The sequence below is a fragment of the Enterobacter sp. K510 genome, from assembly GCF_055804875.1.
Genome location: NZ_JBNRLQ010000005.1, coordinates 158,492 through 174,560, shown reverse-complemented (window position 1 = coordinate 174,560; position 16,069 = coordinate 158,492). Strand labels below are relative to the sequence as shown.

The 16,069-nt window shown below is 54.6% G+C and carries 12 protein-coding genes; 8 read left to right on the top strand and 4 right to left on the bottom strand.

Going from position 1 to position 16,069, the window contains the following annotated elements; genetic code table 11:
• The 3 genes from wecA to trxA all read right to left on the bottom strand — a co-directional run bounded on the left by wecA (position 1) and on the right by trxA (position 3,386).
• Positions 1–1,104 carry a UDP-N-acetylglucosamine--undecaprenyl-phosphate N-acetylglucosaminephosphotransferase gene (wecA, locus tag ACQUTD_RS10555; RefSeq protein ID WP_473275249.1) on the bottom strand — a complete coding sequence of 368 codons (1,104 nt, stop codon included), beginning with the start codon at positions 1,102–1,104 and terminating at the stop codon, positions 1–3.
• A 356-nt stretch (positions 1,105–1,460) separates the two neighbouring features.
• Positions 1,461–2,720, bottom strand: coding sequence for a transcription termination factor Rho (gene rho / locus ACQUTD_RS10550; protein ID WP_072571082.1), 1,260 nt, complete (start codon positions 2,718–2,720; stop codon positions 1,461–1,463).
• A 336-nt stretch (positions 2,721–3,056) separates the two neighbouring features.
• Positions 3,057–3,386, bottom strand: a complete 330-nt coding sequence (gene trxA, locus ACQUTD_RS10545; protein ID WP_042394997.1) for a thioredoxin TrxA — start codon at positions 3,384–3,386, stop codon at positions 3,057–3,059.
• Positions 3,387–3,530: 144 nt separating this feature from the next.
• On the opposite strand from trxA, the gene rhlB reads away from it, so the two are divergent.
• The 5 genes from rhlB (at position 3,531) to ACQUTD_RS10520 (ending at position 11,124) form a co-directional block, all read left to right on the top strand.
• Positions 3,531–4,796, top strand: a complete 1,266-nt coding sequence (gene rhlB / locus ACQUTD_RS10540) for an ATP-dependent RNA helicase RhlB (RefSeq protein WP_072571081.1) — start codon at positions 3,531–3,533, stop codon at positions 4,794–4,796.
• A gap of 6 nt (positions 4,797–4,802) precedes the next feature.
• Positions 4,803–6,287, top strand: a complete 1,485-nt coding sequence (gene gppA, locus ACQUTD_RS10535) for a guanosine-5'-triphosphate,3'-diphosphate diphosphatase (RefSeq protein WP_318377345.1) — start codon at positions 4,803–4,805, stop codon at positions 6,285–6,287.
• 156 nt (positions 6,288–6,443) lie between these two features.
• Positions 6,444–7,700 carry a valine--pyruvate transaminase gene (gene avtA, locus ACQUTD_RS10530; RefSeq protein WP_473275253.1) on the top strand — a complete coding sequence of 419 codons (1,257 nt, stop codon included), beginning with the start codon at positions 6,444–6,446 and terminating at the stop codon, positions 7,698–7,700.
• A gap of 365 nt (positions 7,701–8,065) precedes the next feature.
• Positions 8,066–9,355 carry a collagen-like triple helix repeat-containing protein gene (locus tag ACQUTD_RS10525; RefSeq protein WP_473275256.1) on the top strand — a complete coding sequence of 430 codons (1,290 nt, stop codon included), beginning with the start codon at positions 8,066–8,068 and terminating at the stop codon, positions 9,353–9,355.
• Positions 9,356–9,408: 53 nt separating this feature from the next.
• Complete coding sequence (locus ACQUTD_RS10520) at positions 9,409–11,124, top strand: POTRA domain-containing protein (protein WP_473275257.1); 1,716 nt, start codon at positions 9,409–9,411, stop codon at positions 11,122–11,124.
• Positions 11,125–11,160: 36 nt separating this feature from the next.
• Here ACQUTD_RS10520 and ACQUTD_RS10515 read toward each other — a convergent pair whose 3' ends face one another.
• Entirely contained in the window at positions 11,161–11,976 is an 816-nt protein-coding gene (locus tag ACQUTD_RS10515; protein ID WP_321988246.1) for an AraC family transcriptional regulator, read from the bottom strand.
• A 255-nt stretch (positions 11,977–12,231) separates the two neighbouring features.
• Between ACQUTD_RS10515 and ACQUTD_RS10510 the strand changes: the two genes are divergently transcribed.
• The 3 genes from ACQUTD_RS10510 (at position 12,232) to ACQUTD_RS10500 (ending at position 15,977) form a co-directional block, all read left to right on the top strand.
• On the top strand, positions 12,232–13,632 hold the full coding sequence (locus ACQUTD_RS10510) for a glycoside-pentoside-hexuronide (GPH):cation symporter (RefSeq protein WP_473275265.1): 1,401 nt from the start codon (positions 12,232–12,234) through the stop codon (positions 13,630–13,632).
• A 10-nt stretch (positions 13,633–13,642) separates the two neighbouring features.
• On the top strand, positions 13,643–15,598 hold the full coding sequence (locus ACQUTD_RS10505) for a beta-L-arabinofuranosidase domain-containing protein (protein ID WP_473275268.1): 1,956 nt from the start codon (positions 13,643–13,645) through the stop codon (positions 15,596–15,598).
• 67 nt (positions 15,599–15,665) lie between these two features.
• Positions 15,666–15,977 (top strand): hypothetical protein, encoded by a 312-nt coding sequence (locus ACQUTD_RS10500; RefSeq protein ID WP_072571074.1) that lies wholly within the window; start codon positions 15,666–15,668, stop codon positions 15,975–15,977.
• The last annotated feature ends 92 nt before the right edge of the window (positions 15,978–16,069 follow it).

Genomic DNA, 16,069 nt, shown 5'->3' with positions numbered 1-16,069 from the left:
TTACTTGGTTAATGGTGGATTATGTCTGCTTTTGCGACGGAGACGGCGTTTCACACGTTTAATGAAGCGTGCGACTTTCCATGCCCGTTTAATACAGTAGCCGTACAGGAAAAATGCTAGCAAGAATAATACCAACATCACCCATTCCGGTACGATATGTACATATTCCATCACAACGCCGATAGTGGCCAGCAAGGCGGCCGCGAGCGTGATAAGGACAAATGCCTGACGGGAGGTAAAGCCGGCACGCATAATAAGATGGTGGATGTGCTGACGATCCGGTGAGAACGGGCTCATGCCCTTACGCAGACGACGATACATAATCGCCACCATGTCCATTAATGGAATAGCGATGATCCACAGCGCCGTGACCGGGCTTATGGGATGGCGTTGGCCCTGAGTGGTTTCCAGCAGGATCCAGATCACGGTAAAGCCAATCAGCGTACTGCCCGCATCGCCCATAAACACTTTATAGCGGCGGCCAAGCACGCCAAGGTTAAGCAGAATATAGGGCAGGATGGCGGCGATCATGGCGAAGCACCACATCGCAAGGCTGGTCTGACCGTCGAACCACAGGATGATGCCAATGGCCCCGAAGGAGACGCAGGACAACCCTCCGAGCAGACCATCAATACCATCAACCATATTAAAGGCATTAATGGCGGCCCAGACGGCAAACAGCGTCAGGAAGAAACCGAACGGTCCGAGCACCAGTTCCCATGAGCCAAAAATATGCCCGAGGCTGAGGAGATAAAGCTTGCCGACAGCCATCATGACGATGGCGATAAGCGCCTGAATAGTGGCACGTATTTTAACGCTGATATCAAAACGATCGTCTAACGCGCCCACGAAGACAAGTACGCCCGCACAGGCCAGATAGAGAGCAGCATGAGGTATGTAGTAATCAGCAATGTAGAAGGTGAAGCAAATCCCGGCGTAAACAGAGATACCGCCCACCAGCGGGATCAGCCCCTGGTGTCTTTTACGGAAGTTTGGCTTGTCCACCAGACCGATTTTCTTCGCGATTTTCCGTGCGAAAAAAAGAAAGATAAAAGTGAGTAAAAAAATACTGAATAACTCAGTAACCGCAGTGAGTAAATTCACAATGCATGCTCTCAGCGAATGTTGATCCTGGAAGTATAACGACGTTGACCTTGCTCAAGAAGCAATAAAGCGGGTCATACACAGGGTCTGTTGTATGTTTTTCAATCAATTAGGCCATTCTTATAGTGAATGTTCCGTAATATCGCGCGCTGCCCGAAGCATCTTGTGGCTCCGTGGTTATAGCGTATATTCCGCAAAAGAAAAACGCCACGTAAAACGTGGCGTTTCGGGGCTTTATTTGGATTACGCGCACTCCGTCAAGTGAGAAACTGCGCGTTTTTCCCGCATCTTCACATCAGCCTGTCGATGCAAACCGCCGTCAAATCATTCACCAGAACCAGCAAAATTGATAAGACTTACGAACGTTTCATCATGTCGAAGAATTCGTCGTTGGTTTTGGTCATCGCCAGCTTGTTGATGAGGAACTCCATTGCGTCGATCTCGCCCATCGGGTGAATGATCTTACGCAAAATCCACATTTTCTGCAGTTCTTCCTGCGTGGTGAGCAACTCTTCTTTACGCGTACCTGAACGGTTGTAATCGATCGCCGGGAACACACGCTTCTCAGCGATTTTACGCGCCAGATGCAGTTCCATGTTGCCGGTACCTTTAAATTCTTCGTAGATAACTTCATCCATTTTAGAACCGGTATCGACCAGCGCGGTGGCGATGATGGTCAGGCTGCCGCCCTCTTCCACGTTACGTGCCGCGCCGAAGAAACGCTTCGGACGATGCAGGGCGTTGGCATCCACACCACCGGTTAACACTTTACCGGAAGCCGGTACCACGGTGTTGTAGGCGCGGGCCAGACGGGTGATGGAATCGAGCAGAATGATAACGTCTTTCTTATGCTCAACCAGACGCTTCGCCTTTTCGATCACCATTTCAGCGACCTGAACGTGGCGGGAAGCCGGTTCGTCGAAGGTGGACGCAACCACTTCGCCTTTCACCAGACGCTGCATCTCGGTAACTTCTTCCGGACGTTCGTCAATGAGCAGAACCATCAGCACGCAATCCGGGTGATTGTAGGCGATGCTCTGGGCAATGTTTTGCAGCAGCATGGTTTTACCGGCTTTCGGCGGTGCCACAATCAGACCACGCTGACCACGACCAATCGGCGAGGCCAGATCGAGAACGCGGGCGGTTAAGTCTTCTGTAGAGCCGTTACCACGTTCCATACGCAGACGAGAGTTTGCGTGCAGCGGGGTCAGGTTCTCAAACAGGATTTTGTTACGCGCGTTTTCTGGTTTGTCGTAGTTAACTTCATTGACTTTCAACAGCGCAAAGTAACGTTCACCCTCTTTGGGCGGGCGAATCTTACCAGAGATGGTATCACCAGTGCGGAGGTTGAAACGTCGGATTTGGCTGGGGGAAACGTAGATGTCATCAGGACCGGCGAGGTAGGAGCTGTCTGCGGAGCGGAGGAAACCAAATCCATCCTGCAAAATCTCCAGCACACCGTCGCCAAATATATCTTCGCCACTCTTAGCGTGCTGCTTCAGGATGGCAAAAATGATGTCCTGCTTGCGCATACGAGCCTGGTTCTCAAGCCCCATATTTTCGCCGAGAGTGATCAGCTCAGAAACCGGCGTATTCTTTAATTCGGTAAGATTCATAGTGGTGTGGGTTCTTAAACTCGGGGTAAATCTCGAACTTAATTTGTGAATGGTATGGCAGGGTCATCCATGCCTGTTTTAGCGGCCATCAACTCATGTCTGTTCGCTGCCTGCTTACGGGAAGAACACAGAACTGAAACGACAAGACGGATTGAGTGACAAGCCCGGAATCTATCTACTTCTCTCGCGGCGATGGTGCTCAGCGGGAAGTATCGGGTACAAACTACAAAGGTATGTTTAAAACGAAGTCAAAACAAACTTAGCACGACTGAAGCCGGGCGTCCAGCGATCCCAAAAAATTAGGAACGCAGCACGCCAGGCTGGGTTTGCGCTGGATTATGCCAGGTTGGCGTCCAGGAACTCTTTCAGTTGACCCTTAGACAGCGCACCGACTTTGGTGGCTGCTACTTCGCCGTTTTTGAACAGCAGCAGGGTCGGAATACCGCGGATACCATACTTAGGCGCAGTGCCCGGGTTCTGGTCGATATTCAGTTTGGCAACGGTCAGTTTGCCCTGATACTCGTCAGCGATTTCATCCAGAATCGGAGCGATCATTTTGCACGGACCGCACCACTCTGCCCAGAAATCGACGAGGGTCAGCCCTTCAGCTTTAAGTACATCCGTGTCAAAACTGTCGTCAGTCAGGTGAATAATTTTATCGCTCATATTTAACTCCACAGGAATAAGCCTGGCGTGCTGATGTAGCATGAAACTACAACGTATTGATGCCACATTAACCAACTAAAGGTTGACTTTATTTCACCGGATACGCTTTCGTAAAGCAATAGTAAGCTGATATTCTACCACACTATGAGCAAAACACATTTAACAGAACAGAAGTTTACCGACTTCGCCCTGCACCCTAAGGTGATCGAAGCCCTTGAAAACAAAGGCTTTCATAATTGCACACATATCCAGGCGCTGGCGCTCCCGCTAACGCTGGCTGGTCGTGATGTAGCAGGACAGGCGCAAACCGGTACCGGGAAAACGATGGCGTTTCTGACGTCAACGTTTCATTATCTTCTCTCTCATCCGGCGATCGCAGACCGCAAGGTGAACCAACCGCGCGCGCTGATCATGGCGCCAACCCGTGAACTGGCGGTGCAGATCCATGCGGATGCCGAACCCCTGGCGCAGACTACCGGCCTGAAATTAGGCCTCGCCTACGGCGGCGATGGCTATGACAAACAACTTAAAGTCCTGGAAAGCGGCGTCGACATTCTGATCGGCACCACCGGGCGTCTGATCGATTACGCAAAACAGAACCACATCAACCTTGGCGCGATTCAGGTGGTGGTGCTGGATGAAGCCGATCGTATGTATGACCTGGGCTTTATCAAAGACATTCGCTGGCTGTTCCGTCGTATGCCTGCGGTCACTGAACGTCTCAACATGCTGTTCTCCGCCACCCTGTCCTACCGCGTACGTGAACTCGCTTTTGAACAGATGAACAACGCTGAATATGTGGAAGTCGAACCGGAGCAAAAAACCGGCCACCGCATCAAAGAAGAGCTGTTCTATCCGTCTAACGAAGAAAAAATGCGTCTGTTGCAGACGTTGATTGAAGAAGAGTGGCCGGATCGCGCCATCATTTTCGCCAATACCAAACACCGTTGCGAAGACATCTGGGGCCATTTAGCCGCCGACGGGCACCGTGTAGGCCTGCTGACAGGCGACGTGGCGCAGAAAAAACGCCTGCGTATTCTGGAAGAATTTACCCGTGGCGACCTGGACATCCTGGTAGCGACTGACGTGGCCGCGCGCGGTCTGCACATTCCAGCCGTTACGCACGTCTTCAACTACGATCTGCCGGATGACTGTGAAGACTACGTGCACCGTATTGGCCGTACCGGCCGTGCGGGCGCAAGCGGTCATTCCATCAGCCTGGCCTGCGAAGAGTACGCGCTGAACCTGCCGGCGATTGAAACTTACACCGGCCACTCTATTCCGGTCAGCAAATACAATCCGGACGCGCTACTGAAAGATCTGCCGAAGCCGTTGCGCCTCACCCGCGCCCGTCCAGGCAATAATCAGCGCCGCCCTGGCGCACCGCGTAATCGTCGTCGTCCGGGTTAAAAAAAGATGCTCACCACTACTTCGCTATACGCCGCAATAGATTTAGGCTCTAACAGCTTTCATATGCTGGTTGTACGCGAGGTGGCGGGGAGCATACAGACCCTGAGCCGCATCAAACGCAAAGTCCGCCTGGCGGCGGGTTTGAGCAGCGATCTTGTGCTCTCGCCCGAAGCCATGGAGCGCGGCTGGCAATGCCTGCGTCTGTTCGCAGAACGTTTGCAGGACATCCCGCAGGTACAAATTCAGGTGGTCGCCACGGCGACGCTGCGCCTGGCCGTCAACGCCCATGTCTTTATCACGAAAGCGCAGGAAATCCTTGGCTGCCCGGTGCAACTCATCAGCGGCGAGGAGGAAGCGCGCCTGATTTATCAGGGCGTGGCGCACACCACCGGTGGCGACGATCGCCGTCTGGTGGTGGATATTGGCGGCGCCAGCACCGAACTGGTGACCGGCACCGGCGCGCAGGCCACGTCCCTGTTCAGCCTGTCGATGGGCTGCGTCACCTGGCTTGAGCGTTACTTCACCGACCGTAATCTGGCGAAAGAGCATTTCGACGAGGCGGAACGCGCCGCGCGCGAGGTGATCCGCCCGGTATCGGGCGAACTGCGCGCGCACGGCTGGAAAGTCTGCGTCGGCGCGTCCGGCACGGTGCAGGCGCTACAGGAAATCATGATGGCGCAGGGCATGGACGAGCGCATCACGCTGGCCAAACTTCAGCAGCTCAAACAGCGCGCCATTCAGTGTGGTCGTCTTGAGGAGCTGGAAATCGAAGGCCTGACGCTGGAGCGGGCGCTGGTTTTCCCGAGCGGGCTGGCGATCCTTATCGCCATCTTCACCGAGCTGGATATTCAGTGTATGACTCTGGCAGGCGGCGCGCTGCGCGAAGGCCTGGTGTACGGCATGCTGCATCTGTCGGTGGATCAGGACATTCGCAACCGCACGCTGCGTAACATTCAGCGCCGTTTTATGGTCGATACCGAACAGGCTTTGCGCGTCGCGCAGCTGGCAACCCGTTTTGCCGCGCAGGTGGAAGGCGTCTGGGATCTCCAGCCGCTGTCGCGCGATCTGCTGGTCAGCGCCTGTCAACTGCACGAAATCGGCCTCAGCGTCGATTTTAAATCCGCGCCGCAGCACGCTGCCTATCTGGTACGCAATCTGGATCTGCCGGGCTTCACCCCTGCACAGAAAAAGCTGCTGGCGACCCTGTTGCTTAACCAGACCAGTACGGTCGATCTCTCCTCGTTGCATCAGCAAAACGCCGTGCCGCCGCGCGTGGCGGAACACCTGTGCCGTCTGCTGCGTCTGGCGATTATTTTCGCCAGCCGTCGTCGTGACGATTTGTTGCCGGCCATCACCCTGACGGCGGTGGAAGAAAGTCTGACGCTGTCCCTGCCGCATGACTGGCTGACCAGCCACCCGCTGGGCGCTGAGCTTATCGATCAGGAGTGTCAGTGGCAGAGCTACGTCCACTGGCCGTTAACCGTCCTGTAACGCCTTTTTATTCCACCCTCTGCCTGCGCATAAAAATTCATCATAACCACAGCCAGCAGCATTTTATTCCATCACACCTGCCTTTGCCCGATTTGCACCGCGCCTGCGCTGGCGTTAAGGTGGGGCAAATTCAAAGAGACCGACAGACCACCTGCTATGACATTTTCACTTTTCGGCGACAAATTCACCCGCCATTCAGGCATCACCCGCCTGATGGAGGATCTCAACGACGGCCTGCGCACGCCTGGCGCCATCATGCTCGGCGGCGGCAACCCGGCGCAAATCCCGGAAATGACCGATTATTTCCACCAGCTGCTTGCCGATATGCTCAGCTCCGGCAAAGCCACTGATGCATTATGCAATTACGACGGTCCACAGGGTAAGTCAGAGCTGCTGGTCTGCCTTGCACAAATGCTGCGGGAAACTCAGGGCTGGGATATTGAGCCGCAGAATATTGCACTGACAAACGGCAGCCAGAGCGCGTTTTTCTACTTGTTCAATCTGTTCGCGGGTCGTCGTGCCGATGGAAGCACCAGAAAAGTGCTGTTCCCGCTGGCGCCGGAATACATCGGCTATGCCGATTCCGGCCTGGAAGAAGATCTTTTCGTCTCGGCGCGCCCCAACATTGAACTGCTGCCGGAAGGCCAGTTTAAATATCACGTTGATTTCGAACACCTGCACATCGGGGAAGAAACCGGCATGATCTGCGTATCGCGTCCGACCAACCCGACCGGTAACGTGATCACCGATGATGAGCTGATGAAGCTGGACGCGCTGGCGAATCAGCACGGCATTCCGCTGGTCATCGATAACGCCTATGGCGTGCCCTTCCCCGGGATCATCTTCAGCGATGCGCGCCCGCTGTGGAACCCGAACACCGTGCTGTGTATGAGTCTCTCCAAGCTCGGCCTGCCCGGCAGCCGCTGCGGGATCATCATTGCGGATGAAAAAATTATCTCGGCGATCCGCAATATGAACGGCATTATCAGCCTCGCGCCCGGCGGTATCGGCCCGGCAATGATGTGCGAGATGATCAAGCGTAACGATCTGCTGCGCCTGTCCGAAACGGTTATCAAACCCTTCTATCAGCAGCGCGTACAGGAGACGGTTGCGACAATACGCCGCTATTTGCCGGAAGAGCGCTGCCTGATCCACAAGCCGGAAGGAGCCATTTTCCTCTGGCTGTGGTTTAAGGATCTGCCGATCACCACCGAACTGCTGTACCAGCGTCTGAAAAAACGCGGCGTACTGATGGTGCCGGGCGACTACTTCTTCCCGGGCCTCGACAAACCCTGGCCGCACACGCACCAGTGTATGCGCATGAACTATGTTCCTGATCCGGACAAAATCGAGGCAGGCATTAAAGTGCTTGCCGAAGAGATTGAATTCGCCTGGCAGGAAAGTCAGGTTTAAAAAGAATATATCCGGGCTTGTGTGATCAAGTCCGGAATATTTCGCCGCCCGTAGTTACGCCCCATATTAAAATAATGTTTTTGATGCGATATATCCGCATCAGTTATTAGCATGCTTATTAACTTATAAATAATTTAATTGGGGCTACATATCCTTGTGGGGTTTCAGCGCCGCTTACGCTTCCACATAAAAAATAAATATATTGATAAACAAGGATTTTTTTAAATACACTTTATTTGATTATTAGGAATAATCACAATTTATTAACTTTATTTAAAAATACATGCAACAAAAGTTGTTGCCGTCAAAAAGCTACTTACACTCATTAATACGCCGTCCGGCGTTTTATTTAGTGGAGTATGATCATGGCTACTAATAACGTTAGCCACCTGAGCGTCATTACGGTGGCCGTACTTCTTGCATTCTCATTATCTGCCTGTAGCGGCGGCGGTTCTCATTCCAGTGTGAAAAAAACGCCAACCGCAGGGACGAGCACAGGAGCGGGGACTAACGATGGGACGTCAACGGCGAACAACGGCTCGGGCGGCGGAGGTTCCGGCGGTACGGGTACAGGCGCTGGCGGCAGCGGCGCGAATGGCGGAGCTGGAGGTTCCGGCACAGGTACAGGTGGATCGGGTTCCGGCGGCAACGGATCGGGTTCTGGCGGCAGCGGATCCGGCGGCAGTACAGGTGGTGGTGGCGGTACGGGTGGCGGTGGCTCTGACGGCGGCTCAGGCGGCACAGATACTGCCGCTAACGGCGCGGTCAGCACCATTCTCAGCGATACCGGTGAAACCCTTTCCGGTGTAGGTACCACGCTCGATAATCTCGGTAGCCAGTTACCCACCAGCAATCCGGTGACCTCCACCGTGGCGACCACCGTCAGCGGCGTTGGCACCGCCATTGATACCACCGGCAGCGGCATCACCAACGGTATCGGCGATCGTTCAAACGTCAACGGTGTGGGCACCACATTAAGCGGCGTGACCACTACAGTGACCTCGCTGGGCGGCACCGTGTCTGACGTCGGCACCAATCTTGCCAGCACAACCTCAGGATCGTCACTAAGCGGCGTAACCGGCGCGGCGGGGGCCGTCGTTAACAGCACCGGTCAGGTCGTCAGCGGTACGGGCACCGCATTAACGAACGTCGTGCAGAGTGATGGGGTGTCCCGCCTTACCACCGGCACCACCACGCTGGTCAAAAACACCACCGCAGGCGTGGAACGTGTTACTCAGGGCGTGGGCGGCGCTACCGGTCTGGGCACGCCGGTCAACAATCTGCTAACCAGCGTAGGCACAGGCGTTACCAGCGTGGGCAACAATGTCAGCAGCAGTAATTCCGGACTGAGCGGCGTCGGCCAGGTGGTCAGCAATCTCGGCCAGACGGTGACGGATGGCGGCGGCGTGGTAAAACCGGCCACCGTGACCACGCCTCCGGCCAGCTCAACGGGTGGTATCGCAGTGGATGCGACGGCGGATGCCAGTAAAACCGGTCTGGTAGCCAATGTCGGCGCCACGGTCAATAACCTGACTGCCGGACTGACCGCCAGCGCCGGGACGACAACCAGCAATGACACCAGTGGAACGACCGCCTCAGGTCCGCTTAGCGGCGTGACCGGTATCGTTGGCGGACTATTAAAACCGAAACAATAACACGCTGTACCGTGCCCCCGCCCGGGGGCACGTTTTCCTGAAGGGAATGCATCATGAGACTACACCTCTGCTATGCGCTCATGTGCGGCGCGGTGCTCGGCATCGCCCGGGCGGATACCCTCCCCGCCATTATCGATCCGGTTAACCCGTCAAAAGCCGTTCCCGGTGAACAGGATCCCACCGCGGTTCAACGCCGTGTGCCGACGGTGACGGTGCCGAAATCCGCCACGCAGCTCACCCCGGATACGCCGATCCTGGTCAAACATATTCAGTTTATTGGCGGCAAGCTTTACCCGCTGAAAAGCCTGCTTGCCCCCTTTCGCCCTTATGCGGGCAAAACCGTACCGCTGAAAGAGATCATCCGGCTGGTGAATGACATTACCACCCGCTACCGGGCCGATGGCTATCCGCTCTCTTATGCCTGGCTGCCGGACAATAATTTTCACCATGGCAAAATTAACATCGTGCTGGTCGAAGGGTATGTTGCCCACAGTGATATTAAGAGCAACAACGCCAGCATCGCCGCACGCCTGAAGCGGCTGGCGGAAAAAATGATGACCGAAAAGCCATTGCGACAGGAAACATTCGATCGCTACAGCCTGCTGATGACCCGCACGCCGGGCACCAAAGTGGATGTGAATGCGCAGCTGCCGAAGAATATTTATGGCGCGGCGGCGATGAAAGTGGACGCCAGCCAGCCGCGTATCTGGGATCTCTCTTCCACGCTCGACGTGCGCAGAGGCGAAAACCTGGCGCTGGTCAACGGCACCTTGAGCAACCTCACAAGTTATGGCGATCAGCTCGGCGTCGCCACTTTTATCCCGCTGGACGGTGAAACCCGCAAGACTTATGTCGGGCTTAATTATCAGCAGTTCCTCACTGACGAAGGGCTGAGTATGCAGCTTCGGGGCAGCTTTTATCGTGACGATCCTGAGGAGTTCACTCCCTTGCTTAATCTTAACGGGTTCACGGTGGATGCCCGCCAGCAATCAACGCAATACAACGGCGGTATCAGTTTTGGCTATCCGCTGCTGCTCACCCGCCAGAAGCAAATCAGCCTTTCCGGCGGCGTGGACTACACCAACAAACGTAACGATATCGACCTGCGGGCGCGCGGCTTCGGGCAGACCATTCCGCTGGAATCCCAGAGCCAGCATACCCGTTATCCGGCGCTGGATCTGGGGATCACCGGTTACCGGGAATTCAGTAAGGCCAGCATTAACGCCCGGCTGAACCTGCGCCAGGGGCTGGATACCTTTGACGCGGACGTCTCCCCCGCAGCGGGTACCGATCTCAGCTTTACCCGCTGGAAAGGCAACCTTGATGCAGGCTGGATGATGACGGAGAAATGGCGACTGAGTTCATCCATGGAAGGCGTCTGGTCTGATACGACGCTGCCGGATCCGGAGCGCGTACAGTTCGGCGCACAGCGTTTCGGGCGCGGCTATCAGGACGGCGAAGCCAGCGGCGATTACGGCTATGGCGGTCAACTGGAGCTGCGCTACCTGCACAGTCGTAAAGAGAGCAAATGGCTGGCGACGGTACAACCCTATGTGCTGGCCGACACCGCACGCACCTGGTATAACGCGTCCGGCTTTCGCCAGCAGCGGTTAAGCTCGGTGGCGGCAGGCGTGATGGTCGGCGATAACAAACACTATACGCTGGCGGTGGAAGCCGCCCGTCCCACAGGCGATCTGCCCACCGACAACCGCCGTCGCGACTGGCGCTATAACCTCACAGTGACGTGGAATTTTAATAACTTACGTTAATGGAGTGACTGAATTTTCTGTAAACCGATAATAATTTCATGAATTTATATGTTCCTTGCAGTAGCGCCGTTTCCAGACGGCGGGCGTTAAGCCGGTGTGCTTACGGAAAATTTTTCTGAAATAGCCGACATCGCTGAAGCCGCACAGCGTGGCAATCTCTTTCAGCGAACACGCATCGCTGAGTAAAAACTTTTCTGCCGTCCGCACCCGCTGGCGGTGGATCGCTTCCGTCAGCGTGAGGTGAAACGTCCGCCGGTAAACGCGCCCGAGGTAATCGGCATTGCAGTGTAATTCCCGCGCGAGCGTGGCGGTGGAAACGGGCAGATGATACTGCGTACGAATAAGCTGCTGCGCTTTCCAGGCAAAAGACACTCCCCGATCGTCTTGCTGCGTTTCGGCACTTCCGGTCAGGGTAATTTGTTGCAGGATCAGTAATAAAATAAGTTCCAGAGCGACACTGCGCGTTAATTTTTCCTGTTCGCTCAGAAACTGGCGGAACAAGGAAATAACATATTGCGGATCCTCTGGCGTAGTATGCTGCGGTACGGTAAGCGTTAGCGTCGACTCAACAGGCAGGCTGCTTTCCTGCACTTCAAAATGCAGCCAGTAGAATTTAAGATCGGCGGGAAAATCCTCCACGCCTACGTGACGCCGCTGTGGCCATAATAATAGACTTTGCCCGGCGCTAACCTTAAATAGCTGCCCTTCTTCCTCGATCGTCAACGTCCCCTTTTCGACGAAAATCACTTCCCATGAATTCAGTTTACGAGCCGGATGACGCCCCATACCGCGTGAAATAAATAAACCGCCATTTTGCACTTTAATCGGATGTATTATGGATAAATTAAGCATGAATATTCAATTTCCTGTTCTTATCGCCAATAATTAAAGGCTTATAAATTGATTATTAATGAATTATTCCCCGTCAGCTCGATCGGCTTCACACTTTTCCGATGAGGTCGGGATCGTCATCTTTTTATACTTCTTTGTTGCCTTGTGGGCGGTAATAATCCGGGCAGAATTAATAAGGTCATAACCCATAATAACGGCCTGTGGTGTTTCACGGGCAACGTAAAAACGGCCTCTCCACGCTGCGAGGAGTTATCGATGACCTCTACATCTCTGTCTGAAACAGATATCGCCCATTCTAATCACGACGCCCTATTATCGGTACGCGAAAAAATAGGTTACGGCCTGGGCGATGCCGGCGGCACGGTTATTACCTGCCTGATAATGAATTTCCTTACCTTTTTTTATACCGATATTTTTGGACTAACACCGGCGTTGGTCGGCACGCTGTTTATCGCCTTACGCGTCTTTGATGCTATTTCCGATCCGGTGATGGGCATTATTGCCGACCGTACGCAAAGTCGTTGGGGACGATTTCGTCCCTGGCAGCTGTGGGTGGCCATACCGATTGGCATTATTGGTTTCCTGACCTTCACCGTACCGGATGCCAGCATGGGCGTAAAAATTGCCTGGGCGTTCGGCACCTATCTGCTGCTGTCCGTGGGCTACACGGCGATTAACGTTCCTTACTGCGCGCTAATCAATACCATGACGACACGGCACAATGAGGTGATTTCGTGCCAGTCCTGGCGCTTCGTACTGTGCGGCGTGGCGGGTTTTCTGGTCTCGGTTGGTCTGCCGTGGATGGTGGACGTGCTGGGCAAGGGCGACGCCGCCCGGGGTTATCAGCTGGGCGTTGGCGTGCTGTGCACGCTCGCCGTGGTGATGTTTTTATGCTGCTTTTTCTGGGTCCGTGAACGCGTGCCGCTGGCGCTGATGGGTAAATTTACCCTGCGCGAACACCTTGCCGGGCTGCGTAAAAACGATCAGCTGTTACTGATGCTGGTGATGTCATTCCTGCTGATCAACGTGTTCAATATTCGCGGCGGCGGCTACATGTATTTCATCACCTACGTGCTGGAGGGCAGTACGGCTTATACCTCGCTGTTTTTTACCATGGTGACTTTCGCCTCGATTTTAGGCTCGGTGATTGTTAACCCCCTGACCCGACGTATTGATGCCGTAAAACTGTATTACTACACCAATCTGGTCCTGGCCGCGCTGGCTGTCGGGATGTGGTTTTTACCGGGCGGCCCGGCGTATCAGACACTATGGCTGGCGGTCATTCTTGGTAACGGCGTGATCCTCGGCTTCACGCTGCCGCTGCACTTTTCGCTGATGGCCTTTTCCGATGACTACGGTGAATGGAAAACCGGCGTCCGTTCTTCCGGCATGAACTTTGCCTTCAACCTGTTTTTTATCAAGCTCGCCTGGGCATCCAGCGCCGGGATCATCAGCCTGCTTTTTATCGTCGTCGCCTACCAGCCCGGCGCAGACAATCAAACTCCCGCCTCGCTACAGGGCATTACGGCGATGGAAACGCTGTTGCCCGCCCTTTTCCACCTGCTGCTGGCCGTCACTATTCGTGCCTGCAAACTTAATAACCCGATGATGTCGCGTATTGCCACCGATTTGCGTCAGCGCCATGTTCAGTCTTGAGGAGAAGATAATGAAAGTAATGGAAACCGACCTGCACACGCTCAAGGTCACCGATCCGTTTTTAGGCGAGTATCAGCGTCTGGTACGCGATGTGGTGATCCCTTACCAGTGGGATGCACTGAATGATCGTATTCCGGATGCCGATCCCAGCCATGCGATTGCTAATTTCCGCATCGCCGCTGATCTGCAGGAGGGAGAATTTTACGGCATGGTTTTTCAGGACAGCGATGTGGCGAAATGGCTCGAAGCCGTCGCCTGGTCCCTGTGCCAGAAGCCCGACCCCGAACTGGAAAAGACTGCCGATGATGTCATTACGCTCATCGCCGCCGCACAGTGTGATGACGGGTACCTCAATACCTGGTTCACGGTTAAAGCGCCCGGCGAGCGCTGGACGAATCTTGCGGAATGCCATGAATTGTACACTGCTGGCCATATGATCGAAGCGGCGGTAGCTTATTTTCAGGCCACCGGGAAACGTGTTCTGCTCGACGTGGGCTGCCGTCTTGCCGATCACATTGATCGTGTATTTGGCCCGGGCGTGGACCAGCTGCAGGGCTATGATGGGCATCCGGAAATCGAACTGGCCCTGATGCGCCTGTATGAAGTCACCGGCGAGACGCGTTATCGCGATCTCGTGGCCTACTCCGTTGAACAGCGCGGCACTCAGCCGCATTTTTATGACAGTGAATTCGAGAAGCGTGGCGGCACCTGGCACTGGCCGAATCATGGCACCGCGTGGATGGTGAAAGACAAGGCCTATAGTCAGGCGCACGTACCGCTTTCAGAACAGGACAGTGCCATCGGTCATGCGGTACGTTTTGTCTATCTGATGACTGGCGTGGCGCATCTGGCGCGTCTGGCCGGAGATGAGCAAAAACGTCAGGATTGTCTGCGGTTGTGGCAAAACATGGCACGCCGTCAGCTCTATATTACCGGCGGCATCGGCTCGCAGAGCCGTGGTGAAGCGTTCAGTCACGATTACGATCTGCCGAACGATACGGTGTATGCAGAAAGCTGCGCCTCCATTGGCCTGATGATGTTTGCCCGGCGGATGCTGGAAATGGAAGGCGACAGCCATTATGCCGACGTCATGGAGCGCGCACTATACAACACGGTGCTCGGCGGGATGGCACTGGACGGCAAACACTTCTTTTACGTTAATCCACTGGAAGTGCAGCCCCGTTCGCTGCCATTTAATCATATTTATGACCACATACAACCGGTGCGCCAGCGGTGGTTTGGCTGCGCCTGCTGTCCGCCGAATATCGCCCGTCTGCTGACCTCCATCGGCCATTACATTTATACCCCACAGGCAGATACCCTGTTTATTAATTTATACATTGGCAACCGGGCAGAGATTCCGGTTGGGGAGCGAACGTTGCGCTTACAGCTGAGCGGCAATTACCCGTGGCAGGAAAATCTTACCCTGCGTATCGAGTCGCCGGAGCCGGTGGAACATATCCTGGCCCTGCGCCTGCCGGACTGGTGCCCCAACCCGACAATTACGCTGAATGGCGGCCCGGCCATGGGTGAGATTCGCAAAGGTTATCTGCATCTTCGCCGTGTCTGGCAGGAAGGCGATACGCTTTCCCTGACGCTGCCAATGCCCGTGCGTCGGGTGTATGGCAACCCGCTGGTGCGCCATCAGGCTGGTAAAGTCGCCGTACAGCGCGGACCGCTGGTGTATTGTCTGGAACAGGCCGATAACGGCGAAGAGCTGCATAATCTCTGGCTGCCGGAGGACAGTGTCTTTACTACGCTGGACGGTAAGGGAATTTTTGCGCATAAAGTGCTGATTCAGGCGGATGGTTATAAACGTACCGCCGCACAGGCCGAGCAGCAACCGCTGTGGCATTACGATACTTCTCCCGTCAGACGTACCCCTCAGAAGCTGACGTTTATTCCCTGGTTCAGTTGGGCGAATCGAGGCGAAGGAGAGATGCGTATCTGGGTGAATGAAGAGTAACGGCATATTAGATCCGCGCGGGAATTCAGCCCATAATAGTAATTCATTAAACTCAACAGGATGTTGTATGGATACTGAAAACCGCGCGGTGACCGACATGAAACGTATTAAGGCCCGCAGCATTTATCGTTTACTGCTTATCGGCCTGAGTATTCCCATGGCCGTACTGGGCTTTATCTTTGGCTTATTCGCCTGCTTTGGCTACGACACCGTGAGCTGGAACCAGCAGTATATTCATGGTTTGCTTGCACTGCCGGTCGGGCTGCTTATCGGCATTCTTATGAGTGCGATCATGACGGCCATTCTTGGCTCACTGAGCTGCCTTGGGCTTTGGATCTACAGCCGCTTCAGGCCGCTGAGAATCGCTGTACTGGATTAATCTATCCTGCCACCCCGTCATAATTTAAGAATAAGTGAAGGTGTTTATTACCTTACTTTACGTTGCGCTGGCCTGCCTGAACCATACTTAGC